This is a genomic window from Salinithrix halophila, assembly GCF_042650125.1.
GTDB lineage: Bacteria > Bacillota > Bacilli > Thermoactinomycetales > DSM-45169 > Salinithrix > Salinithrix halophila.
This window is the reverse complement of sequence record NZ_JBHSAP010000018.1, coordinates 101,481-126,257: the sequence shown is the minus strand read 5'-3', so window position 1 is coordinate 126,257 and position 24,777 is coordinate 101,481. Positions and strand designations below refer to the sequence as shown.

The window sequence follows — 24,777 nt, the reverse complement described above, 5'->3', positions numbered from 1 at the left end:
GCTGTCCTCTCTTCTCTTCTATTATCATCCGTATCAATCATATCCCAATTCCCTGAGACATTTTCCCGCAATCTTCATAAATGTCTCAAGCTGCCCGGGGGATAGATCTCTTTCCCACCTCCCTCTGTCTAGATCACATGTTTCTCCGAGCTCATGAGAGATTTCGTGATAGAGCAACATGTGCTCATTCCAAGGCTCTTTAACAAACCGGCACACTTTTTTTAAGGTTTCCACCGGTTGGGATACCAAGTCTTCATATCGAATTTCCATATAATGGAGTTGATGACGATGCGCTTTTCCCTTCTCGATGCACATAACCCAATGGGACGCGACCTCCTCCATGTTTTTGGAGACCCCCGGCATCCCGAGCATAGAGGCGGCCACGTCCCGGCCGTCACGGATCACATGAATAAACTTCATGTACGGAAACAACCGCTGCAAAAAATCGATTTTCAGGATATTATAAGGGGATTGATCAGCCCACCTCTTTTTTTGGTTCACCTTCCTGTAAGGTTCGTGGAACTGATGTAACAGGGAGGCCAAACAGCTGTCCATCGCTTGTTCCGGAAAGGGGTAGTATTCGCGTATTTGGCTTTCATACACCCGGGAAAGGTGGTTTCCCAACAACTCCACCTGACTGTCGAGAAAAAAATGTGTTTCCGGTCCACATGCGATATGGGGATGGCTATCCAGCATGATCCCCATCAGCGCGGTTCCGGAACATCTTTCCCCGCCGATGAAAATCGGCCGTAACTCTTCTTGTTCCTCCTCCAGCAACCGGCTTATTTTCTGCCTGTTCAGGACTTCTTCCAAATATCGTTTGTTTCGGAGCATCATCGGGTTTCGGGGACAATACTGGCGTGCCGTTTCATTATGCTCGTAAGCCCGTTGATAATCCCCTTTTTTATCATAGCAGACACACAGCTGGATATGCGGCAGCCACGTCCGGCATGCTTCATTGACCAGGGCTGTATGGTTTTTCGGTCTTTCAAGACGCGTGGCCCAATTATACCAAAAAACAGCGGTATCCACCCAACCCTGCCGTAAATAGTGATATCCCAGCCGGCAACACAATTCCGCTCTGGGCCCGTCAAACTGCAAAGCGCGCAAAGCCCAGCGCATTTCTTCTTCCGGCTCACCCAGGTCATGATAACAATCGGCGATCCGTTCACACGCACTTATTTTATCTTCGACCCATCCATCGGGCGTCTCGACGAATTTTTGATAGTTTTCGATTGCTTGACGGTATTTTTTGTGATCCCGTAACTCATTGGCATAATAGAACAAGTCCCGCGGGGAAAAATCTCCCCCCTTGGCCAAGCGGCGTTCATAAATCCTTAAGTTACGGTCGGATTGTTTCTCTTTCACAGGCCGATGGATGACGGCCACCTCGCTGTGAAAAAGTGTCCCTCCCACGGCCAAGTATTCGTGGACCGCCCCGATCCATTTGAATTGGTCGGCCCGTTTGACCAAACGGTACCGTTTCAGCCGGAAAACCGGGTTCCCATGTTCGTCCAGTGCCAGGTGGTAATCCATGGACACAGCGTCCACGCCCGGGTCAAGCGTCTCTTTCAATTCCAGTAATTTGCCGAGATCTTCCTCCGATAAAACATCATCGGCATCCAACCAGAGAATATATTCCTGGGTGGCTTGATTGAAGGAATAATTGCGGGCGGCGGCAAAATCGTCCAACCACTCAAAAGAGTAAATCCGGTCCGTATACTCCCCGGCAATCTCCCGTGTCCGGTCCGTCGACCCAGTGTCCACGATCACGATTTCTTCCACTGCCGGCGCGACGGAACCCAGGCACCTGCCGATCACTTCTTCCTCATTTTTCACGATCATACACAAGCTGATGGTGACCACTCTATCACCTCATTTCTCTTTTGCGGGCGGGAAGAGATCGTTTTCCGACATTATAGAGCTGCACTTGAACACTGGGACGTACAGGGTTGGCAAGAGAAAATCCTGCGGATAAGACGATTCTCGGTGCTGGCGGACTGACGCCCGGCTACCTTTCAGGCTCGAACGGCCTTCGTGAAAGCCGGATGCAACGGGAAGCTCTGCCGCTTAGGTTGTGGCTGGTAATTAAAATTCCTGTGAGATATAGGGGAGGACCGGTGTGGTCGGCGGAGAGCCTTTGCGCTTTTTGCAACGAAACGAAGACGACCACACCGGCCCGGACGCACCCGTTATGATTTACCAGACACGCCCTAGTCGCGAGCGGCTCACCCCTTGTTTTTCGTCCTCAGTCCCTCCCTTCGCGGCTTCGCTCTCCCTTCACCATTGTTATAGTAGTCGGAGAACAAAAAACAGTGAGAGGGATCATAGGGATTTGGCGAAAATTAGGGAGATGCCGACAACCATTTACGCACATAAAAAAACCCAGTTCCCAAACAAGTGTTTGGAACTGGGTTTTGTGCCCCTTCCCTCCTGGCGGGGCGGAGGGGCACAACGGATTCAGCCAAGCTTCACCACGGTTACGGCCGCCGAGATTGCCGGGTTGATTCCTCCGGCGGTGGTCAGCAAACCCAACGGAGTGCTCGAATTATCATTCACAAGAGTCAAAACGGATGTCCCCGAAACGGTCAGGATGACCTCCCCACTATTCTGGTCATTGGCTGAGTCCATCCCGAATCTTCCACCGGGAACGGGAAGCCCATCCTGATGCACGGCGAGCTGGCTTGGTGCATCTACAGTCGCCATGAACCTAAACGAGTACACACCCGGTGCCAAAACGATTTCTGCGGAGCCTGGGACGTGAGTGATCGAGGTACCGATGACCACCCCGTTGTTCGCAAAGGAAATGGTTCCTCCAGGGGCGATAACCTGTTCAGTATCATCGTATAGATAGGCAAGGTCCAAAGTGGGGGCAGGACCCGTAGGGCCGGTCGGACCCGTGGGACCTGTCGGACCCGTAGGGCCTATCGGACCCGTGGGACCTATCGGACCCGTAGGGCCTATCGGACCCGTGGGACCTATCGGACCCGTAGGACCTATCGGACCCGTAGGGCCTATCGGACCCGTGGGACCTATCGGACCCGTAGGACCCGTAGGACCTATCGGACCCGTGGAACCTGTCGGACCCGTGGGACCTGTCGGACCCGTGGAGCCTGTCGGACCCGTGGCGCCCGTAGCGCCCGTAGCGCCCGTAGCACCCGTGGCGCCCGTAGCACCCGTAGCACCCGTAGCACCCGTAGCACCCGTGGCACCCGTAGCACCCGTGGCACCCGTGGCGCCCGTAGCACCCGTGGCACCCGTAGCACCCGTGGCGCCCGTGGCACCCGTGGCACCTGTGGGGCCTGTGGGGCCCGTGGGGCCCGTGGGGCCTGTGGGGCCCGTGGGGCCCGTGGGGCCTGTGGGACCTGTGGGGCCCGTGGGGCCCGTGGAGCCCGTCGGGCCCGTGGCACCCGTGGGACCTGTGGGGCCCGTGGCACCCGTGGGACCTATGGGGCCTGTGGGGCCCGTGGGGCCCGTCGGGCCCGTGGGACCTGTGGGGCCCGTGGCACCCGTGGGACCTATGGGGCCTGTGGGGCCCGTGGGGCCCGTCGGGCCCGTGGGACCTGTGGGGCCCGTGGGGCCTGTGGAGCCCGTGGGGCCTGTGGGGCCCGTGGGACCTGTGGGGCCCGTGGGGCCTGTGGGGCCCGTGGGGCCGGTAGCACCCGTGGCACCCGTAGCACCCGTAGCGCCCGTGGCACCCGTGGAGCCCGTGGCACCCGTGGCACCCGTAGCACCCGTGGCACCCGTAGCACCCGTAGCACCCGTGGCACCCGTAGCACCCGTAGCACCCGTGGCACCCGTAGCACCCGTAGCACCCGTAGCACCCGTAGCACCCGTAGCACCCGTGGCACCCGTAGCACCCGTAGCGCCCGTAGCGCCCGTGGCACCCGTAGCACCCGTAGCGCCCGTGGCACCCGTAGCGCCCGTAGCACCCGTAGCACCCGTGGCACCCGTGGCACCCGTAGCGCCCGTAGCGCCCGTAGCACCCGTAGCACCCGTGGCACCCGTGGCACCCGTAGCGCCCGTAGCGCCCGTAGCGCCTGTAGCACCCGTGGCACCCGTGGGACATGTAAAGAAACAATCACACGGCAAAAGGCTAAAAAGACCTTTCGATTTGCGTCGTTTCAAAGGCACTATCAACCTCCTTCCAGAAAGTGAGGAAAAGAACCTCTATAACTTTTCCTCACACATACTTAATCAGGAAGGAAGATACAGGGAACGGTAAACGCCTCGCTTATTTTCATTTGGGGCAAAGATGTCTTCTCGAGTTATGATCCTCTCAATTTCTCCAGAGCCGGTAACAGTTTCTCGTTCAGGATTTTGATGTGCGTTCCCTTCATCCCGAGTGAACGGGAATCGATGACCCCGGCACTCTCCAGCTTACGGAGGGCGTTAACAATCACCGAACGGGTGATCCCCGCCCGGTCGGCAATCTTGCTGGCCACGAGAATCCCTTCGGTTCCTTCCAATTCGGCGAAGATATGCTCCACTGCTTCCTGTTCACTATAGGAAAGAGAACCGACAGCCAAGTGAACGACAGCTCGGTTACGGGCTTCCTCTTCCGCTTCCTCTGCCTTCATCTGCAAAATTTCCATCCCGACGACCGTCGCCCCGTATTCCGCCAAGATGAGGTCATCATTAACGAAGGGTTGGTCGAAGCGAGTTAAAAGGAGCGTTCCCAAGCGATCCCCGCCACCGATAATCGGTACAATCGTGGTATAGCGATGCTCGTGGCCCTGTACCTGGTGGGTAAAACTGTATTCGCTCGTCTCGTCCAGGTTGGCAGAAGTCTCCCCAATCGACTTGATCAGTTCGTTGTAATCATCGGGCAGACGTCCTTCCTTCAGCACACCTTGATGCATCTCATCAGCGTCATGTTCCTGGGCAACGCCGAAGCCGAGAATTTTCCCTTTGCGGCTGACCACGTAGATATTGGCGACGATCACATCCCGAAGGACTTCCGCCATTTCCATAAAGCTGACGGCTTGTCCGCCGGTTTTTTGTAGGAGACGATTGATCTCCCGCGCTTTACTGAGCAAATCCATGATCGATCCCTCTTCTTCCTCTATAAAATATACTGGGAAAGGTCCCGATTTTCGACGATGGTGGCGAGGCGTTGTTTCACATAGTCGGGTGTGATTTTCACTTCGTCCAGGGTGATATCCGGGGCTTCGAAGGAGAGTTCCTCGAGGAGACGCTCCAACATCGTCTGAAGGCGGCGGGCTCCAATATTTTCAGTTCCCCGGTTCACCTCCGCCGCCAAACGGGCAATTTCCTCGATGCCTTCTTCCGTAAAAGCAACCCGAATGCCTTCCGTTCCCAAAAGGGCCGTGTATTGCTTCAACAACGCCCCTTTGGGCTCCGTCAGGATACGGACGAAATCCTCAGCCGTCAGGTCGTTCAATTCGACCCGAATCGGAAATCGGCCTTGCAACTCCGGGATCATGTCCGACGGTTTAGCCGTGTGAAAGGCCCCGGCTGCGATGAACAGGACATGATCCGTCTTTACCGGGCCGTATTTGGTCATGACGGTCGAACCTTCCACGATGGGCAGGATATCCCGTTGCACTCCTTCCCGGGAAACATCAGGACCACCCCGTTGGTCCTTACCTGCAATTTTATCCACTTCATCGATGAAAATAATCCCCGATTCTTCAACCCGGTTGAGGGATTCCTGCTGAACTTGATCCATATCGATCAGTTTTTGCCCCTCTTCCTGGATCAAGACCTTGCGCGCTTCCTTCACGGGCAGACGGCGTTTCTTCGTTTTTTTGGGCATGAACTGGCCCAGCATCTCCTGCATGTTAATCCCCATCTGTTCCGCCCCGGACCCGGCGAACATGTCGAGCATAGGAGGGGCATCCTCCACCTCGATCTCAATCACTTCATCCTCCAGCTGGCCGCTTTTCAGTTGGAAACGCACTTGGCGCCGCCGTTGTTCCAGCTGCCGGTTTTTGTCCGTATCTTCCCGGTCGGTGGTCCGGTTTCCAGAGGAATTTTGATTGAAGAACATTTCCAGGGGGTTCTTGAAGGTGTTGGGCCCACTCCCCGCAGGGACCATAATGGAAACGATGCGTTCATCAGCCATTTCTTCCGCTTTTTCTTTCACTTCTTCCATTTTCTCTGCTTTAACAATACGAATCGCGGTTTCCACCAGATCCCGGACCATGGATTCAACATCTCGGCCTACATACCCCACCTCGGTGAATTTGGTCGCCTCCACCTTGACGAAGGGTGCCCCGACCAACTTAGCGAGCCGACGGGCGATCTCCGTCTTCCCGACACCAGTGGGCCCCATCATCAAAATATTTTTGGGTACCACCTCGTCTCTGAGATCTTCCGGCAGCAGGGTACGGCGGTACCGGTTGCGAAGAGCGACCGCTACCGCCCGTTTGGCGTTATGTTGGCCAATGATGTATTTATCCAATTCCGCCACGATTTTCCGCGGTGTCCATTCTTGTTTTGGGTTGGGATGGTTGCTGGCCACGGCTATACCTCCTCCACAACAATTTGGTCGTTGGTAAAGACGCAGATTTCCCCGGCAACTGTCAAAGCCGCTTCGGCGATCTCTTTAGCCGAGAGATCTTTGGCATGGCGGGCGAGGGCCCGGCCTGCCGACAGGGCGTAGCTTCCCCCAGAGCCGATCGCCAGCATCCCATCATCCGGCTCGATTACCTCGCCGGTACCGGACACCAAGAGCAGATCGTTTTTATCCATCACGACCAACATCGCTTCCAGCCTGCGAAGAACCTTATCTGCCCGCCACTCTTTGGCCAGTTCCACGGCAGCACGGGGCAGGTTACCGTGGTACTCCTCCAGCTTGCCTTCGAATTTCTCGAACAGGGTGACCGCGTCGGCCACCGACCCGGCAAAGCCGGCCACCACCTGGCCCCGATAAAGCCGGCGCACCTTCTTGGCCGAATGCTTCATCACCATCTGGTTACCGAAGGTGACCTGACCATCACCGGCGATCGCACCGGCGCCTTCCTTCCGGATGGCGAAGATGGTGGTTGCGTGAAAAGTTCCCATCCTTTTCCTCCTCATTTCGGCTTCCATCGATCCCATAGCCCATTCCTATCCTTGAGAAAATGAAATACCTTGGACCGCTCTCCTATGAAAAAAACAGCGAGACAAAAAGACGCCGTTGCTGTTCCATTCCCGGATCCGTGATATGTAATTCATGGAGGAGATGCTCTCCCAAACTCCATCTCATCGTATCATACCGCTTTTACCGTCGCAAGGCGAATTGTGCCCGATGGATAAAATATTCTGAATGTTTGTCCGCCGCTTAGACACGGCCTGTTCCATCGGGCCGTGTCCCAGGATCCCCCTGCGGTAAAGCCGAGCTTCGGGAGATAAAGGCCTCCCTGTCGCTGGCTCAGTTCTTCTCCTCCTGGAAATCGCATTGCACGCACTGGATGAGCGTCCCTTTTTTCCTCTTCTTCTCCACTAGCATATGGTTGCACTTGGGACAGGGACGAGGGATCGGTTTGTCCCAGGAGACAAAATCGCAATCCGGATAACGATCGCATCCGTAAAAAGTTCGCCGCTTTTTACTCTTTCGTTCCACAACCTCTCCTTTTTCGCATTTGGGACAGGTAACTCCTGTGGATTTGACGATGGGTTTGGTATTGCGGCAGTCGGGAAACCCGGAGCAAGCAAGGAATTTTCCATAGCGGCCGAATTTATAAACCATTGGATTTCCACATTTCTCGCAGTTTTCATCGGAAACCTCGTCGCGGATTTCTACCTCTTTCATTTCTTCTTCCGCCACTTCCAGCCGTTTTTCAAATTTCTCGTAAAAACGCTCCAGGATCTCCACCCAATTGACTTTGCCGTCCTCGATATGATCCAATTTTTCTTCCATATTAACTGTGAACTCGACATCGAGGATTTCGGGAAAGAACTCCACCATCAGCGAAATGACGATCTCGCCCAGCTCCGAGGGAACAAAACGTTTATCCTCCAACATCACATATCCCCGTTTCTGGATCGTATCCAGAGTGGGAGCGTAGGTGCTGGGCCGACCGATCCCTTTTTCTTCTAGTGTCTTAACCAAACGAGCTTCGGTATAACGCGGTGGCGGTTGGGTGAAGTGCTGTTTGGGATCAATCGCTTTCTTCTTCAGTTTTTGTCCGGGTTCCAACGCGGGCAGGTACTTATCATCCTCTTTTTTCTTATCGTCGTCCCCTTCTATATACACCTTCATAAACCCAGGGAACTTCACTTTGGAACCCGTTGCCCGGAAAAGAGCCTCCCCCGCCCGTATATCAGCGGAGATAGCATCCAACACCGCCGGTGCCATCTGGCTGGCGACAAACCTCTCCCAAATCAGCTTATAAAGCCGGTGTTGATCCCGACTGAGATGGGGCTTCATCTTATCAGGAGTCCGTAGAGCAGAGGTGGGACGGATCGCTTCATGAGCATCCTGAGCACCCGCTTTGGCCTTATGGGCGCGGGGTTTCGAAGGTAGGTAATTTTTACCAAAATTGTCCCCAATGTAACCCTGCACCTCTTCCTGGGCAGTCGGTGAGATCCGGGTGGAATCCGTCCGCATATAGGTGATCAGACCAACGGTTCCCCCTTCGGACTTGCCGAGATCCACCCCTTCATATAACTGCTGAGCGACGGCCATGGTCTTGGCCGCGCGGAAGTTGAGCTTCCGGGCCGCTTCCTGTTGAAGGGAGCTGGTGATGAATGGAGGTGCCGGGTTACGCCGTCTTTCACTCTTCTTTACGTCCTCAACGGTATAGCGCTTTCCTTTAACCTCTTCCAGCAGCTTTTTCACATCAGCTTCATTTTTCAATTCCGCTTTCTTGTTACCATAGCCGTGGAATTTTGCTTCAAAGGTGTCCGTTTCAGTAAGTAAGGTAACGGTAACCGTCCAATACTCTTCCGGTTGGAAGTTGCGGATCTCGTTTTCCCGGTCAATGACCATCTTGACGGCGACAGACTGTACTCGACCGGCAGAAAGGCCTTTCTTCACCTTTTTCCATAACACCGGGCTGATCCCGTATCCGACCAACCGATCCAAGATACGCCGCGCTTGTTGGGCCTTCACCAGATCCATGTTAATCTTTCGTGGATGTTTAAAGGCTTCCTTCACTGCCTGTTTGGTGATCTCATTAAAGACCACCCGACATTCCTCGTCCACTTCCAGGTTGAGGCTATGGGCGAGATGATAAGCGATCGCTTCCCCTTCCCGGTCAGGGTCAGCGGCAAGGTAGACGTGCTTCACTTTTTTCCGAGCGTCCCTCAACTCCTTGAGGACATCCCCTTTTCCACGGATCGTAATGTATTTCGGTTCAAAATGGTTGTTCGTATCCACACCCAATTGGCTCTTGGGCAGATCCCGCACATGCCCCATCGACGCCTTGACGATAAATTTCTTCCCCAAGTATTTGCCGATCGTTTTGGCTTTGGCGGGCGATTCAACGATGACGAGAGAATCAGCCATCCCGCGTCCTCCCCTCTCACTAGTTCCAAAAACGACTGCTGGTTCCATGATGTACAGCATGATTCCCTGCCAGACCCCCGCCTACACACAGAAAACGGGAAGAACCTTAATCAGTACCATACCAAATTTTTGGTCATAAAGGCAATATCATCTAATCCATCCCGCTCACACCAGGCTGAAGCCTCGCTTTTGTACCATACCACGCATGGGGCCCGGAAATCCAGAAAGAGGCTTTTTCCTTCCGGATACACCGGGCTTCTTTATGTAGGAAAAGAGTTTCCGAGTTGGATCGCTTCAGACCCGTTCAAAACGAGCTCCCGGCAGTTGGCGTAGCCTTTTCTTCACCTGTAGGGCTAAAAGCAAGCGGTGAAGGTCTCCAAGCGGGATTCCCGCACAGGTCGTCAGTTCCTCCAGGGAAAGAGGACCTTCTTCGAAAAAGCGGAACACTTGACTTTCTTCTTCGGATAGCTCTTCCGGCTCCTCTTCCCGAATATCCTCCCTGGGCAACTCCGGAATATGAGGGAATTCTTCCAGAATATCCACCGAAGTCAGCACACATTTCGCTCCCTGTTGAATCAGGCGGTTGCTGCCCATACTCTGGGACGAAGTAATCGGTCCCGGCACGGCGAACACCTCCCTGCCCTGTTCCATCCCGCAATCAGCGGTGATGAGTGAACCGCTGCGTTCCGCCGCCTCCACCACCAATACACCATGGGAAAGGCCGCTGATAATCCGGTTTCGTTGAGGAAAGAGACCCGGTCGAGGCGCAACGCCGGGGGGCGCTTCTGACAGGACGACTCCTTCAGCAACCAACTGTTCATAAAGCGATCGGTGATGTTTTGGATAGACCACATCCACTCCGCACCCTAGGACCGCTGCTGTCCGCCCTCCCCTTTGCAGCACCGCCCGATGGGCTTCCCCATCGATCCCGGCTGCCAATCCGCTCACGATCGTCCAACCACGGGAAGCTGTCTCCGCTGCCAGCTTGGCCGTCGCTTGTTTCCCATAGGAAGTGGGCTTTCTCGTTCCGACCACCGCTAGACACGGATGGGTCAGCAAAGAGGGGTCCCCCTTTAGGTAAAGGACCCAGGGTGGCTGGGGAAGCTCTCGAAGGCGATCCGGATAATCATCATCCCAAACGGTCAGGGTTTGGATTGTCCGCCGAGCCAGCTCCTCCTGTACTTTCCTGACAAAAGGAGCGGTCCACTTCTTCCGAATACTCCCGGGAACTTCTTTTCGCCTCCACTGGACGCGCTCCAGTGCATGACCGGATGCCTCCAAAGGACGCGCCGGGTCCCACCCTGCGCGTAACAAGGCATCGATGGTATGCCAGCCCACCCCCTGAATCTGATGCAGGGCGACTAAGCCGTCACGGGCTCCCCACGCTGTCACCGCCATCCCTCCCTTTTCAACCTGTGCCCATGTTGATTGTAAGCGGTTCAACACCCCCTGTCTACATCATCTGATAAAAATTGGCAAATTCTGCACCCCTCCGACAGGGCCCCTGCATTCCACAAAGTACCAAAACAAATTTGCAGGGATTGAAGACCTCGAACTCGTCTCTTCTTATACCCGGGTATCCGCGTAAAACAAGTAAGCAATACTTCCCTATAAAGGACTCCGGCGATACACTAACAACAACGAGTCATATGAAAGGTGGGTGTGTGATGGAAAAAATCTTACTCGTTGAAGATGATCAGACTTTGGCACTCGGCATCCAATACACCTTGGAAGATGAGGATATGAAAGTCGAAGTGGCTCACTCAGTGGAAGAAGGGTACCAACTCCATCAAGAAAAATCCTTCGATTTAATTTTGCTTGACATTTCGTTACCCGATGGTAATGGCTATGATTTATGTAAAAAAATAAGAGAAACTGATGAAACGCCGATCATCTTTCTGACAGCCAACGATGATGAAGTCAATATTGTTCGGGGTTTAGATCTCGGAGCCGATGATTACATCACCAAACCCTTTCGCGTAAAAGAATTGGTCTCCAGAATCAAGGCAACTATTCGAAGGAACCGGATGGTTAATCAGAATAAAAAAATGCACTTTCGAGATCTCGTGATTGATTTTGCCAACCACAAAGTGCTTAAGAACGGAAAGGATGTCTTCCTAACTCCTATTGAATACAAACTGCTGGTCACTTTAGCAAAAAATCGTCAACAAGTCCTGACACGCCATCAAATATTGGATAAAATTTGGGATTCCTCCGGAGAATTTATCGATAACAATACCTTGTCCGTCCATATCCGCAGACTTAGAGGGAAAATCGAAGATGATCCGACAAACCCGGTGTATATCCTGACGATCCGAGGCGTGGGTTACAAATTTGGTACCATCTAAACCGATACGACTCGCTGAACATCGAAACCACGTCACGCTTGTATATGAACGAACAATCTTCTTTATAGGAGATGGGACAAGGTGGAAAAGTTTTTTCGCAATCCGGAAATTAAAGGGTTAATCTTCAAATGGGTCCTGCTTCAAATCATCCTGTTGATTGTTGGTTGGGTGGTTTTTCAATGGCAACTCGAGACGTTTAAAAAAGACGTGCTGCGACAAAATACCGCTGTCATCGGACAAATTCTGCAACATGAACCTGATATGGAAAATGAAATCATCGGTTTTTTTACGAAAACACCGACGGAAGCAGAAATACAATCAGGGGAAAACATCACAAAGCAATACGGTTATGACGAAAAGTTAACCCCCAAAGCCATTCCTTATATCCATACCTTATATCAAAGGGCAAACATCCTCTATCTTTCCTTTTTCCTTTTGAATACCTTGGCCTTATTATTGTTGGTCTTCATTGAATTTCGGAAAGTCTTCCATAACATGAAGCGAATCTCGGATCAGGCCCAACAAGCGGTGGAAGGGAACTTCCGGTATCTTCCCGACAGTGGTGAAGGAGAGTATGGCAGTTTGGTCCATCACTTTAACAACATGAGCAATCGCTTGAAGGAAACCATCGAAAAACTTTCGCAGGAAAAACTCTTCCTCAAGGAAACCCTGTCCGATATTTCCCACCAAATTAAAACCCCTTTATCATCCCTTCTTCTTTTGAATGACATTTTGTTGAATCGAGAAGTCCCCCCTGAAAAGAGAAAGGAATTTTTACAAAATAATAAAGAGCAGTTAGACCGAATGGAATGGCTAATCCTTTCCCTGCTCAAGACTGCCAAGATGGAAGCGGGCTCGATTCAATTTAATAAACGCCTACGGCCGATTCGGGAGCCGATTGAACAAAGTATCGCCAGCCTGCAACCCGCCATCAATCAGAAGCAACAAACCTTACAGTTCCATGAACCAAAAAGAGAGATGGCGTTTTTGTTGGATATGGAATGGTTGTCAGAAGCTTTTTCGAACATCCTTAAAAACTGTGTGGAACATACCGAAGTCGGGGGCACCATCGAGATTCTCCTGGATGAAAACCCGGTCGCTGTCACCGTCATAATCCAGGATCACGGAAAAGGGATCTCCCCGAAGGATTTGCCCCATATCTTCAAACGCTTTTACAGAGCCCATGGTGGAAAGGGGATTGGGATCGGATTATCCTTAGCCAAAACCATCATTGAAAAACACCACGGTGTTATTCGCGCAAAGAGCCAATTGGGCGAAGGGACCCAATTTACAATCACTTTCTTTAAACATACCGACTGAATCAACCTTACGAAAAGGTAAGTTTCCCTTTCACTAAAATGAAAGAACCGTAGGATATGATCAAGCAGAGATCTATTAAGAGGAGTGAATATTGAATGGAAATCATTCGTACCATCGATCTGTGTAAATCCTACGGCTCCGGAAACACCAAAGTCGAAGCGTTGAAGAATGTCAATCTATCGGTCCAACAGGGAGAGTTTGTTGCCGTCGTCGGCTCCAGCGGCTCCGGTAAAAGCACCTTGCTGCACCTTCTGGGAGGGCTGGATCGCCCTACCTCAGGAAAAGTAATGATCGAAGGAACCGATATTTACGATTTAAAAGAAAAAGAGCTGGCCGTTTTCCGGCGCAGAAAAGTAGGCTTTATCTTTCAATTTTACAACTTGATCCCCGTCCTCAATGTGGAGGAAAACATTTCGATGCCGCTCCTGTTGGATCATCAAAAAGTGGACAAACCCCATATCAATGAAGTGATGCAGATGTTGGGCCTCTTGGATCGAAAACGGCACCTTCCCAGCGAACTCTCCGGCGGGCAGCAGCAAAGGGTGTCGATCGGCCGCGCCCTATCTTACAAACCGTCCCTCATTTTAGCGGATGAACCGACGGGAAACCTCGATTCAAAAAACACACAAGAAGTGTTGGAGATGTTGCGGCTTTCCGTACAAAAATACCACCAGACCATCTTGTTGATTACCCACGATCTGGATATCGCCTCGCAAGCGGATCGGGTGATCACCATTCAGGACGGGGCTATTGTGCAGGATGAGGTGACCGGCAAATGAAGCGCTACGGCTCCCTTACCTTCCGGTATTTAAAGACCCAACGCAAACGGACGGTCCTGACGCTACTGGGCGTCATCCTGTCCCTTGTCCTGATCAGTTCCATCGGTACCCTTTTTTTTAGTTTGTATGCCAATCAAATCAACCAGACTATCGAAGATTTCGGAGACCATCATTTCCGTTATGAGCAAGTCGATGCCAGATTAGCCCAGCGATTACAGAATCACGCCAAAGTGGACCGATTAGCCATCGTCAAAAAGCAGGCTCAGATCCCGTTATCCGGTCGGGCTTCCCTGCAACTGAACAAGATCAATCAAGCGGCTATGAAGGCCGTGCCCTTCACTTTAAAGAAAGGCAAAACTCCCCGGAATCCCCATGAAATCATGGTGGAGCAATGGGCTCTGAAGCGGATGAACCCCCAACCCAAACTCGGGGAAACCTTGGATTTTAAGGTTCATGGAAAAAAACAATCCTACCGATTGGTTGGGATTTTAAAGAATCAATGGCGATCCCAAGCCACCGGGGAAGGGCAAGCAGCCACCTTCCTATCTTCCTTCCCGAAAAGCAGCAAGTTAGATTTATACGTAAAACTGAAACCGGGCGTCCCCATCCGAGAGAATGTTTCCTCGTTTAAAGAGATGGCACCGAAAGGGAAATTCGTTACAAACAAAGAGTTATTGCGGTTGTTGGGTGAAGGACCGGATCAAAATGCCAACACGGCGCTGTTTGTCATCCCCGGAATTCTGACCGGATTGGTTATGCTTGCGACCATCGCCGTCATTTATAATGCGTTTCATATCTCGGTCCTCGAACGGATCAAGCAGTTTGGCGTGCTGCGCTCCATCGGCGCCACACCGAAACAAATCAAAAACCTGGTGTTTCGGGAAGCTCTTCTGCTCTGTATTATCGGCATCCCGCTAGGCATTTTGTTAGGAAGCTTCGCCTTAAAATGGATGATGAGTCTCTCCCCTCCAGATTTTCTGATGAGCGCTGAGGACATCGTGATCCGTCCGGAAGTGATTGGCATCAGTGGGGCAATCGGAGTTCTCTCTGTGTTTGCCTCGGCCTTTTTACCGGCCCGGCTGGCTTCCAAGGTCTCACCGCTGGATGCTATCCAAAATCGCGGAAGCATTAAAAAAGAATCCGTCAAGAAAAGCCAGGGGTGGCTGACGAAACGGCTCCCCATTGAATCCGCCATGGCCTTAAAAAACTTGCGACGAAACAAAAAGCGATATCGGATCACCCTCTTTTCCATGATGATCAGTGTCATCTTGTTTGTCACCTTCAGCAGTTTTGTCACCATGGCCTTTCAAGTGAAACCGCCGGGAAATGAAGAGGAGAAAGTCGATTTTCAACTCGTGAAAATGGGAGAATCCCTCTCTCCTGCACAAGTGGAAGAGGTTCAATCGATTAAAGGAATCAAAGCGATGCCGGTTTATGCTTATTTATTCACAGATATGATCTTGCCTTCAGCCAAAATGACCTCAGCATATACCAAAGCCTTTCCGACAACGTCGATCAAGGATGGAAACCAACCCTATACCGTCCTGGATTCCATGGTCGACGGATATGATCGGCAACGGCTTCAAGAGGCGAAGCGTTACCTTCAGGCAGGCACCATCGATCCGGAAAAAATGGAAGAAGAAAACGGGGTCGCTGTGGTTGTGAGAAACCGGGACCGCAGTCCAAAAAAAGAGAATAAACCGATGGATGTGAATGCCGCGGATCTCCAGCCGGGAGACGAAATCACTCTCGATATCAACAACCGCACAGCGGATGACAAAAAAATCCCGAAGCAGGTCTTCAAAGCCAAAGTGACTGCCGTCCTCGATAAATCTCCCTATGGAGAAAAGCCCTATCCCGAACAAGGAATCCGGGTCATTACCACGGAAAAGGTTTTTCAGAGAATGATAAAACAGATTGATGAAAAATATTATGAAAAGACACACGATGGAGAGAAATTTCCCGGAATCCAGATCTATGGCATGACCATCAAAGTGAAGCCAAAGGCCAATCGTGAGCATGCCAAAACTGCCCTCCAAGAATTTGCGGAGAAAAACCCGAGCGTGGAAGTATTTGACAAACTCGAGGAAAAACAACAGGAAACAAAAGCAAAAATGCAATTTAGCATCATGGTATACGGATTTATCGGGGTCATTACCCTGATCGGTGCGTTCAATATCATCAATACCATCAGTACCAACCTCGTCTTGCGTAAACAAGAGTTCGCTACGTTAAAAGCGATCGGGATGACCATGAGCCAGATCAAGAAGATGATCTGGTTCGAGGGAAGTTTATACGGGGTAACCGGAGCGATTTACGGTCTGATCATCGGATTGCCGTTATCCTACCTTTTGTACATGCAATTCACCGATATCATCGGCTTTGAGTGGAGCGTCCCCTGGAGGGATATGGCGATTGCCTCTGTGGGAGCCGTTTTCATCGGGCTTACATCCACCCTCCTCCCCCTAAGACGCATCCAAAAAGGGAACATCATCGACGATATCCGGACGGAAGATTAAAAAAAGGCGGCAGGGGATAACCCTGCCGCCTTTTTTTGTTCGGATCTTTTTAGTGCTTGGTGATGCAGCTTTCGAGAAGTCCCTTCTCTTCCAGCACACGACTGAGGGTTTCGCCCATCACCGCCGGAGTGGGGGCTACTGCAACCCCGCACGCTTCCAGTTTAGCGATCTTTTCCGCCGCGGTTCCCTTCCCGCCGGAAATGATGGCGCCGGCATGGCCCATGCGCTTTCCGGGAGGTGCTGTCTGACCACCGATAAAGCCGACAACCGGCTTGGTCATGTTCGCTTTAATCCACTCGGCGGCTTCCTCTTCCGCCGTGCCGCCGATCTCTCCGATCATAATAACGGCTTCCGTCTCCGAATCCGCTTGGAAAGCTTTCAGAACATCGATAAAGTCGGTACCGTTAACCGGGTCCCCGCCAATACCGACAGCGGTAGACTGGCCGATGCCGCGGGTGGTCAGCTGATGAACCGCTTCATAAGTGAGGGTCCCGCTGCGGGAGACGATCCCCACTTTCCCTGGGGTATGGATATATCCGGGCATGATTCCGATTTTACACTCCCCGGGGGTGATGACACCGGGACAGTTCGGTCCGACGAGACGGGTTTTCTTGTCTTCCAGGTAACGTTTCACCTTTACCATGTCCAACACCGGGATGCCTTCAGTAATGCAGATAACCAGATCAAGGCCCGCATCTGCCGCTTCCATGATCGCGTCGGCTGCAAAAGCCGGGGGAACGTAAACCGCAGAGGCGTTCGCTCCGGTGACTTCAACCGCTTCTTTCACCGTATTGAAGACTGGCACGCCTTCCACTTCGGTACCGCCTTTACCTGGTGTCACACCTCCAACGACGTTCGTCCCGTACTCGATAGCCTGTTTCGTGTGGAACAGGCCGTTGGAACCCGTGATACCCTGGGTGATTACTTTCGTATCCTTGTTGACAAAGATGCTCAAGGTTGAACCCGCCTTTCCCTGTGAGTTGGAGTTACTTCACCAGTTCGACGATTTTCTCTGCGGCATCAGCCATGGAGTCCGCCGCCGTGATCTTGAGGCCGGACTCATTCAGGATCTGTTTGCCGAGCTCGACGTTGGTTCCTTCGAGGCGCACCACGAGGGGACGGTCAAGGCTGACTTGTTTAGCCGCTTCCACGACCCCATTGGCAATGATGTCACACTTCATGATCCCGCCGAAGATGTTGACCAGAATACCCTTTACCTGGGGATCATCCAGGATAATCTTGAAGGCTTCCGTCACCTTCTCGGTGGTGGCGCCGCCTCCTACATCCAGGAAGTTGGCAGGTTCACCGCCATAATGCTTGATGATATCCATAGTGGCCATAGCAAGACCGGCACCGTTCACCATACATCCGATGTTGCCGTCCAGAGCGATATAGCTTAGGTCGTATTTGGAAGCCTGAATTTCCTTAGGATCTTCTTCGTCCAAGTCCCTGAGCTCCAGGATATCCTTATGGCGGTACAAAGCGTTGGAATCGAAGTTTAACTTGGCATCGAGCGCCATGACCCGATCATCTTTCGTGGTGATCAGTGGGTTAATCTCCGCCAGGGAGCAGTCTTTATCGACAAAGGCCTGGTAAAGGCCCAGCATGAATTTCGCCGCTTTATTGACCAGCGGACCGGGAATGCCGATCGCATAGGCCAGTTGCCGAGCCTGGAAAGGCTGTAAACCCACAGCCGGATCGACGACCGCTTTGTGAATTTTCTCGGGGGTTTTGGCGGCCACTTCTTCAATCTCCGTACCGCCCTCAGAAGAGGCCATCAGCGTCACCCGATTCGTAGCCCGGTCGATGACCGCCCCGACGTAGTATTCCTTATCGATGGGGCAGCCCTCTTCGATCAAAAGGCGTTTTACTTCCTTCCCTTCCGGACCGGTCTGGTGAGTGACCAGTGTTTTGCCGAGGAGTTCTTTGGCATAAGCCTTTACCTCGTCGATACTTTTGGCCAGTTTCACCCCGCCAGCCTTGCCCCGACCGCCGGCATGGATTTGCGCCTTGACTACCCACAGGTCTCCCCCCAGGTTTTTGGCCGCTTCCACTGCCTCATCCGCAGTAAAGGCAACCTGGCCGCGGGGAACCACGGCGCCGTACTGCTTCAAGATCTCTTTTCCCTGATACTCATGTACGTTCATGCCCCATCCCCCTATCCTCTGTTTTGCTGTCTGCCGCCTTCCTGCCTCTTTCGAGAAAGGATAAACAGCCGAATCCTTAACCGGATACCTTCCCGGCTCTCTGAAAGTATAACGCTGTCCAGCTGGTTTGCCAACCTTTCGATCCTCGGCCGAAAGCGGTAGTATGCGCTTTCTTGGGATCCATCGATCACGCTCGGGAAATGTTCCCTAAGGCAACCCTTTCCCTTCAGACACAAAAAACAGAGGGCTGTAACTCCAGCCCTCTTTCCTCACCTTTCCCGCTACTTAAGCAGGATGGCAAGAACGGCACCGACAAGCGCGATTCCCATAAATAAACCCGTAAACAACGCCGAGCCTTTAATCATATCGAGAAGATCATTGTCTTGGTTCTCTTCGTGGTTGGAGTTGGTCGTTTGAGACATTTCTACACCCTCCTGCTCTGTCGTATCGCCCGCAAGGGACAGCCGTTTTTGGGCAACCATCCCGCGGGTACCCTTTGCGGCACTTTACTCCCGTTTAGTATAGCATGGTTTCCCACGGGCGAAAATACGCTCCCTTGATAAATCCATGGTCGATCACCGAGACCCCAGCCCTAGGTTCCCAGGTTCACCGGCTCGGCAGCCAAAACCCCAGACCATCTAAACCGCCGAAAGGCTTTTCGTTCTCGGCACCAGGCCCTAACTCCCCCATCGTCTAAGGAGAGGATACGGACGCAACGTCGGGTAATTTCCCCCCGGTCATCCATGTAGATGATCCGGACCATTCCACCACAACGGGCTGCACGGACAATCACCTGATTTCTCATGAGGGATCACGTCCCAGAACATTTGTTCCTATTATATGCATGAACAAAAAAGGGATGCAATCCCACTTTCAGGGCACGGGGTTAAAATGGCGGGAATCCGGTGAAACTGGAAGCAAAAATGGAATGGAAAGGAACAGATTCGATGACAACATCTCGCCAATGGTTCTACCTCAGCCTCGCCTTTGCTTTCGTTCTGATTGGTACTTCTGCTCTTCTCCCTATCCCCTGGTTCGGCGGTAAAACCGTTTTAGAGGAGGTTTCCACAGAAACCTCCGACGAGAAGACCTTTCACCTGATCACTACGGAATATAAATCCGAAGATAAAGGGAAAGGGATCGAGATTTATCGGTGGGATCCGGGCACGATTGTGGTCAACCGGGGAGACCGTGTCAAATTGGTCATGCACGGTGTTCATGGCCGGGAACACCATTATTCTCTTACGGAATTCGGTGTGTCGGGAACCGTTCGGAAAGGGCAGGTTTCCACTGCCACCTTCACCGCAGATAAGGCGGGTACGTTTGAACTCGTCTGTCATAACCACCACGGCTCCGAGAAAAATGGGCCGATGGTAGCCTATATCACGGTTCTTGAATCTACTCGATGAACCTCTCCCACTTACGCTAACGCTAAGAAGTGGGAGTTTCTTACCATCAGAACCAAAAAGCTCTCATGTATCGAAGGGTTTGTCTTCCATACTCGAATCGAAGGGTTCGGAAAGCCCTTTTGAATTCCTAAGTAAGCAACAGGTACGAATCGTACCCGGGTCGGAACAGACCATCTACTGCTTCTCGCTCAGGCGATCCGTAGATACGTTTGCTTTGTGGGAACATCGAGATGCAGAATCTCTCCATAAAGCGATCGGGCTAACATATTTTTACCGCTTGTAGAAGCGAGAGACTTCTTGCGCAGGTATGTTAAAGGGAGCCGTTGCAATGAACAATGGATACCCCCAACCATCGGCTGTTTCGTGATATAGTACGAGCAACCCTTTCATGAAACGGGAGGTTTCCATGAACATCCGTTTTAACACCCCTCATCAGTATGTATTCGTGCATGAAAACGTCAAACATTTGCTGTTGGTCTGGCCCAAGGAAGCCAAACGACAGCTTTTTGTGGTGGAAGAGGAGGACGGTCTCCTCTCTCTCACCTATCCCGGCGAAACCTACGAGGAAACCGTCCTCATCCAAGTGGAACCAGTCTTTTTCCGGCACCTGGAGACGGACAGTGGTCTTCTCTCCGTGGTACTAGGAGCCACTTTCCGCCACCAGGGTCGGCTGATGGGCATGTTTTACAACCGGGAAGAAACCACAGGCCCCCCCTTCTTCTTTGAACTGCGGGAAGACGATTTGCAGGATATCCCAGAGGATGAATACGAAGAAGTCGCTCGGGTTTTTCTGGAAGAGTTCCCTGAATATGTGGAGGAAATGTGAAAGAGCCGGCGGCGTTTCCCAGAACCTTTGCCCCACTGCCAAACGACCCGACCCCAGGTCGGGTTATGGTCCCTTTTCGCCAGCCCAAATCGAGGAGAGATTGCCCGAATTTCGCCGGCTGATCTGTAAAGGGGAGGAACCTGTGGACGACGAATACAGCTTGTTGTCATGAATGGGTGGAGAATAAACGTGTAGGGAAACCATGTTTTTCTGCACGGGGTTACCCATGGAATGGATCAAACCATCATCGATCAAGAGACACTCTCCCTGTCCGTATCGAGTTTCCGTCTGAAGAACCGGTTCTTTAGAATGTTCCCCTACTTTGTACAAGCGGTTGATAAAACCACCGAAAACCACATATACACAACCGATGGAATGACCGTGATCGTGAACAGGTGTTTCCGTTTTTCCCGGAATATTGATCACGATCACTTCAAATAGATCGGTACGCAGGATCACCTTTCTCCCATAGGGCAATGAACTTTGGGGGTCCGGTTCCGACAGATAGGGAGCGATCCGGTCATGAGTGCAGCCGATGCCTTTTAATACCTGTTTGATTTCGAGGGGAGTCGGTTGCGTGATGGGCTGAAGGAGACCCTTTAATTCGTGAACGAGATCCATATTTTCCTCCTTCGTTGTTGAGAAATATGATGAACTCACTCAAGATTCATCTTATGCAAGGCTATAATATCTTGTTCTTCACAGGAGTTCATTTCCCCCCCAAACTACCGCCTTTCCTCTGGGCGGTAGTTTGACTACTCTTCGATAATAAAAGCATCCTGGATTCCCCTTTTTTGACTTCGGCCAATCGGGCTTCTGCGTTGGAACGCTCCGAAAAGGCTCCTGCCTGCACCCGGTAGCGGAGCTGACCGTTCACCGTTGCAGTCACTACTACCGCCTCGATGCCGTTTTGCTCCAAGTATCGCTCTCGGTCCCGAGCATTCTCCTGACTCTCAAAAGACCCGGCCATCACCTTGTAGAGTTTGGCAGGTTTTGCGGGGAGAGAAAGCGCTTTCCCGATACCCAGGCCGATTCCATGGCTCAAGTCGTGGATAAAGCTAGCGTTCCGAAGAAGATTCAAATCTCCATCGGTATCGATGAACAGGTTCTCCATCAGGATCGCAGGCATATGGGTTTCCCGCAGCACGTGGAAATTGGCCCGTTTTTTCCCCCGGTCCCGGACACCGTACTTCGGCCCAATCACATCCATGACTGTGGAATGGATGATGATTTGGGCATCCACAGTGAAGGGAGAGACCCCCCCATTATAAATATAGCTCTCCCAACCTGTCCCCCCGCCGGCGTTGATGTGAATCGAGACAAAATAATCGGCCTTGTTGGCATTCGCATAATCCGTCCGCTGAGTTAGGCTGACCGTGGCGTCCGTGGTCCGGGTCATCAGGAGGGTAGCCTGATAATTGGCTGTTAGATAATCCCGTACGCCCAAAGCAATTTCTAATGTAAAATCCTTTTCCTGATGATTTCCACTCACCGCTCCCGGATCGATTCCTCCATGCCCCGGGTCAATGACAATTTTCGTCAACGAACCATCACCTCCCTATTAATCTATGACAACCGGAAAGAGCATGTATAGGCGAATGGAAGGGTTAACAGAAATATTGGAAAAATCGGTTGATTCCATGACACCACTCGGAAACTTCGGCATATCGTCTAGAAAAAGGGCTCTTCTCCCAAAGAGATAGTCTCGCCAGTCTTTACATACAAATAAATCGGATGGTGAAAAAAGGGCCGGCCCTTTTTTATCCTCGCTTGTACCCCAGAAATCATACTCCGAATACCATGAAGCGAATCCGATAACCACCGTGCAAGTGAAAGGAGGAAGGTTGTATTGAAGCGTCGGAAGACCCGTTCTAAACGAGCCATCTGGTTCGATGATCTGGATGCTGATTTTTTCGATGAACTCTATACGCTGGATGAGGACAACGAGCCAGTTCGCCTCGATGACCCTTCTGACAGAAGTAAAACGATCGAGGAGAGCCCAGCTTGGTTAAACAGCCAAGCAACTCGGCAGGGCGATCAAAGATTAAATCACCGGCACACGGGTTCCAGCCTGACTCAAGCGGGCACCCCACTCCCCGATCACAGCGATTCTCCCAAACCCCTAGACCGCGTCCATACTCCGACAGACAGTCGAATGCTCCAACCCAAAAAGAAAAAGGGAAGCGAAGCCCCAAGGGAAAACAGGAAATCCGCTCCCCGCCAGGCCGGTTCCAACCAGGCGGCTCCAGCAGACCCCCCTTCTCCCAAGCACGATCCAATTGAGACGAATACAACCGAAATCGATGACCAGGTAAGCTACCCGAAGCACGAGGAATCTACCCACCATCCGATCGATTCCAACCAGACAGATTCCTCAAATACTCCTTCCCGAGACCACGGCGAGTCTGAATCCCTGATATTCAACGGAGCTCCTCCAGCAGACGTTCCAGATGCCCGTCTTCAACTGGCAGCCACATCCCATCATCTAACAACCCCTAAGGAAGACAGGAAAGACACACGCCACCAGAATAGTTCCAACCACACAGACTCTTCAGAGATCCCTTCTCACTCTAAAAAGAGTACAGCAACATCTGATGAGAAGACTTCAACGGCTCCCTCAGATGACCCGGTTCCAACAAAGAACCAGCCACCTCAGCCGCCCAACCCCATTGAAACGAAAGAAAACAGCGATCCTCCCCATGAGGTTATCGACTACAAACCGCAATTGGCATCTATGGTGGACCCACCCGACGATTTTGTCCTTTCCCCGGATGGTGATGAGGAGTCGTCGAGGGAAGAGTGGGACCATGATCTCCCTGAAAAAAAACCGGATCCCTGTGCACCCACCCCCCCGATTAAAAAAACTCGTGCCATCCGGTGTTTCCCCTTCTGTTGCACCTCACAGTTTCAAGTGGATTTATCCAATTCCCGGTTCGGGGGAATTCAAGTCCGGAATGGGAGGCTGCAGGATGCCTTCGGAAACGACGTTTTTTCCAGTATCAAAAAGGGGAATGTGGTGATCCGTCCCGTAGTGGGGACCGACACAAATGTGATCCAAGGCCACCTTCCGGTGTTTTTCCATTTCGGCTCCCCATGTGAATGTGTATTTTTCCATGTCCCCTTTCAATGTTTCGTTCCTGTCAGCCCTCATGCAACCATATCCGCTGTCCGTGTGAAAAGTACTCGGCTGCATACCCATTTAGTCGATACCGATTTTGGTTTCACACGGGGAAGCATCCAGTTGTTGATCCTCATCGGAATTGAAGTTTGTGCCGTGACTCCCTTCGACCGATAGGAGTCCACATGGGGAACGAGCGTTCTCGCAGTCGGCAGACACGTTCCTCCTCCCAATCAACACCAGCTCCTCCGAAGGTCAACGATCGTTTTGTCGTCGATTCTCTCATCTGCAGCAAAACCGTCCAGAAATCAGCCGGGTTAATCATCCCAGCCACAACCGTAAATCCCCTGCTCACCATCAGCCCCAACGGTACCATCACCCCTCTCGTCACTTTGAATCCTCATATCGGCGAGGTCGTGATCGACAACCTTTTATTTCCTGATCGGGTGATCAGCTCAGGCTTTCTTCCAGCAGACATCACTATTACCGGCGTTCCCCTTCCTGTCCCGATAAATCTTCCTTTCCAGCAAGAAATGGTGTGTACGGGGGCTTGTCCAGAGGATCAAGTGACGGAAACGCCCTTGGAGATAGAAGCAGTCATCGTTCAGGGAATCGCTGCTCTAGGCATTACACCAGCCTCCATCCTGTTCAAAGTGATTCTGAAGACGACCGTCACCGTCACTCGCCGGGTCATCGCCACCCTGCCCGAGACGAAACCAGCCCCTGACCCCCACCCCGCCCGCTTTCAGACACCCTCTACGGAGTCCTCCAGCGGAAAGGGTAACCCGTCGGATTTCGAACCACCTGCTATCAACCATAACGGAAGCCACAAAAAAACCGGCCGCTAGGGCCGA

General features: G+C 52.1%; 19 protein-coding genes and 4 pseudogenes. 8 read left to right on the top strand and 15 right to left on the bottom strand.

The window, feature by feature from the left end; all coding sequences use genetic code 11:
* Window positions 1–33 precede the first annotated feature (33 nt).
* The 9 genes and pseudogenes from ACFOUO_RS13605 to dprA all read right to left on the bottom strand — a co-directional run.
* Window positions 34–735, bottom strand: a pseudogene (locus ACFOUO_RS13605) (sulfotransferase family protein); the annotation flags it as partial.
* 54 nt (window positions 736–789) lie between these two features.
* A pseudogene (locus ACFOUO_RS13600) lies at window positions 790–1,866 on the bottom strand (tetratricopeptide repeat-containing glycosyltransferase family 2 protein); the annotation flags it as partial.
* Window positions 1,867–2,877: 1,011 nt separating this feature from the next.
* A pseudogene (locus ACFOUO_RS16615) lies at window positions 2,878–3,240 on the bottom strand (hypothetical protein); the annotation flags it as partial.
* Between the two features lie 62 nt (window positions 3,241–3,302).
* Window positions 3,303–3,711: pseudogene (locus tag ACFOUO_RS13595) on the bottom strand (hypothetical protein); the annotation flags it as partial.
* Window positions 3,712–4,268: 557 nt separating this feature from the next.
* A complete protein-coding gene (codY, locus tag ACFOUO_RS13590; protein WP_380705692.1) occupies window positions 4,269–5,045 on the bottom strand; it encodes a GTP-sensing pleiotropic transcriptional regulator CodY in 777 nt (258 codons plus the stop codon).
* Window positions 5,046–5,065: 20 nt separating this feature from the next.
* On the bottom strand, window positions 5,066–6,487 hold the full coding sequence (hslU, locus tag ACFOUO_RS13585; protein ID WP_380705691.1) for an ATP-dependent protease ATPase subunit HslU: 1,422 nt from the start codon (window positions 6,485–6,487) through the stop codon (window positions 5,066–5,068).
* Between the two features lie 2 nt (window positions 6,488–6,489).
* Window positions 6,490–7,029, bottom strand: a complete 540-nt coding sequence (gene hslV / locus ACFOUO_RS13580) for an ATP-dependent protease subunit HslV (protein WP_380705690.1) — start codon at window positions 7,027–7,029, stop codon at window positions 6,490–6,492.
* A 349-nt stretch (window positions 7,030–7,378) separates the two neighbouring features.
* On the bottom strand, window positions 7,379–9,457 hold the full coding sequence (topA, locus tag ACFOUO_RS13575) for a type I DNA topoisomerase (RefSeq protein ID WP_380705689.1): 2,079 nt from the start codon (window positions 9,455–9,457) through the stop codon (window positions 7,379–7,381).
* Between the two features lie 294 nt (window positions 9,458–9,751).
* Window positions 9,752–10,849 carry a DNA-processing protein DprA gene (dprA, locus tag ACFOUO_RS13570; RefSeq protein ID WP_380705688.1) on the bottom strand — a complete coding sequence of 366 codons (1,098 nt, stop codon included), beginning with the start codon at window positions 10,847–10,849 and terminating at the stop codon, window positions 9,752–9,754.
* A gap of 275 nt (window positions 10,850–11,124) precedes the next feature.
* Here dprA and ACFOUO_RS13565 point away from each other — a divergent pair, with 275 nt between their 5' ends.
* The 4 genes from ACFOUO_RS13565 (at window position 11,125) to ACFOUO_RS13550 (ending at window position 16,423) form a co-directional block, all read left to right on the top strand.
* A complete protein-coding gene (locus ACFOUO_RS13565) occupies window positions 11,125–11,805 on the top strand; it encodes a response regulator transcription factor (RefSeq protein ID WP_380705687.1) in 681 nt (226 codons plus the stop codon).
* 81 nt (window positions 11,806–11,886) lie between these two features.
* Entirely contained in the window at window positions 11,887–13,125 is a 1,239-nt protein-coding gene (locus ACFOUO_RS13560; RefSeq protein WP_380705686.1) for a HAMP domain-containing sensor histidine kinase, read from the top strand.
* Window positions 13,126–13,220: 95 nt separating this feature from the next.
* Window positions 13,221–13,904 carry an ABC transporter ATP-binding protein gene (locus ACFOUO_RS13555; protein WP_380705685.1) on the top strand — a complete coding sequence of 228 codons (684 nt, stop codon included), beginning with the start codon at window positions 13,221–13,223 and terminating at the stop codon, window positions 13,902–13,904.
* On the top strand, window positions 13,901–16,423 hold the full coding sequence (locus ACFOUO_RS13550; RefSeq protein ID WP_380705684.1) for an ABC transporter permease: 2,523 nt from the start codon (window positions 13,901–13,903) through the stop codon (window positions 16,421–16,423). Before ACFOUO_RS13555 ends, ACFOUO_RS13550 begins: the two co-directional genes overlap by 4 nt.
* Window positions 16,424–16,472: 49 nt before the next feature.
* Here the strand turns inward: ACFOUO_RS13550 and sucD are convergent, their stop codons facing one another.
* From sucD to ACFOUO_RS13530, 4 genes are all read right to left on the bottom strand, one after another.
* Window positions 16,473–17,378 (bottom strand): succinate--CoA ligase subunit alpha, encoded by a 906-nt coding sequence (gene sucD, locus ACFOUO_RS13545; protein ID WP_380705683.1) that lies wholly within the window; start codon window positions 17,376–17,378, stop codon window positions 16,473–16,475.
* Between the two features lie 31 nt (window positions 17,379–17,409).
* Window positions 17,410–18,570 carry an ADP-forming succinate--CoA ligase subunit beta gene (gene sucC / locus ACFOUO_RS13540; RefSeq protein ID WP_380705682.1) on the bottom strand — a complete coding sequence of 387 codons (1,161 nt, stop codon included), beginning with the start codon at window positions 18,568–18,570 and terminating at the stop codon, window positions 17,410–17,412.
* A gap of 281 nt (window positions 18,571–18,851) precedes the next feature.
* Window positions 18,852–18,992, bottom strand: a complete 141-nt coding sequence (locus ACFOUO_RS13535) for a hypothetical protein (protein ID WP_380705681.1) — start codon at window positions 18,990–18,992, stop codon at window positions 18,852–18,854.
* Between the two features lie 170 nt (window positions 18,993–19,162).
* A complete protein-coding gene (locus ACFOUO_RS13530; protein WP_380705679.1) occupies window positions 19,163–19,375 on the bottom strand; it encodes a hypothetical protein in 213 nt (70 codons plus the stop codon).
* Between the two features lie 100 nt (window positions 19,376–19,475).
* Here ACFOUO_RS13530 and ACFOUO_RS13525 point away from each other — a divergent pair, with 100 nt between their 5' ends.
* Window positions 19,476–19,979, top strand: a complete 504-nt coding sequence (locus ACFOUO_RS13525; RefSeq protein ID WP_380705678.1) for a cupredoxin domain-containing protein — start codon at window positions 19,476–19,478, stop codon at window positions 19,977–19,979.
* A gap of 406 nt (window positions 19,980–20,385) precedes the next feature.
* The gene (locus ACFOUO_RS13520) at window positions 20,386–20,805 is read left to right on the top strand and encodes a hypothetical protein (RefSeq protein WP_380705676.1); all 420 of its coding nucleotides are present in this window, start codon (window positions 20,386–20,388) and stop codon (window positions 20,803–20,805) included.
* Between the two features lie 63 nt (window positions 20,806–20,868).
* On the opposite strand, the gene ACFOUO_RS13515 is transcribed toward ACFOUO_RS13520, so the two are convergent.
* Both ACFOUO_RS13515 and ACFOUO_RS13510 read right to left on the bottom strand, forming a co-directional pair.
* Entirely contained in the window at window positions 20,869–21,426 is a 558-nt protein-coding gene (locus ACFOUO_RS13515; RefSeq protein ID WP_380705674.1) for a cysteine dioxygenase, read from the bottom strand.
* 88 nt (window positions 21,427–21,514) lie between these two features.
* On the bottom strand, window positions 21,515–22,348 hold the full coding sequence (locus ACFOUO_RS13510) for an N-acetylmuramoyl-L-alanine amidase (protein ID WP_380705672.1): 834 nt from the start codon (window positions 22,346–22,348) through the stop codon (window positions 21,515–21,517).
* 306 nt (window positions 22,349–22,654) lie between these two features.
* Between ACFOUO_RS13510 and ACFOUO_RS13505 the strand changes: the two genes are divergently transcribed.
* Both ACFOUO_RS13505 and ACFOUO_RS13500 read left to right on the top strand, forming a co-directional pair.
* A complete protein-coding gene (locus tag ACFOUO_RS13505) occupies window positions 22,655–24,100 on the top strand; it encodes a hypothetical protein (RefSeq protein ID WP_380705670.1) in 1,446 nt (481 codons plus the stop codon).
* An 8-nt stretch (window positions 24,101–24,108) separates the two neighbouring features.
* Entirely contained in the window at window positions 24,109–24,771 is a 663-nt protein-coding gene (locus tag ACFOUO_RS13500) for a hypothetical protein (RefSeq protein WP_380705668.1), read from the top strand.
* Window positions 24,772–24,777: the final 6 nt, after the last annotated feature.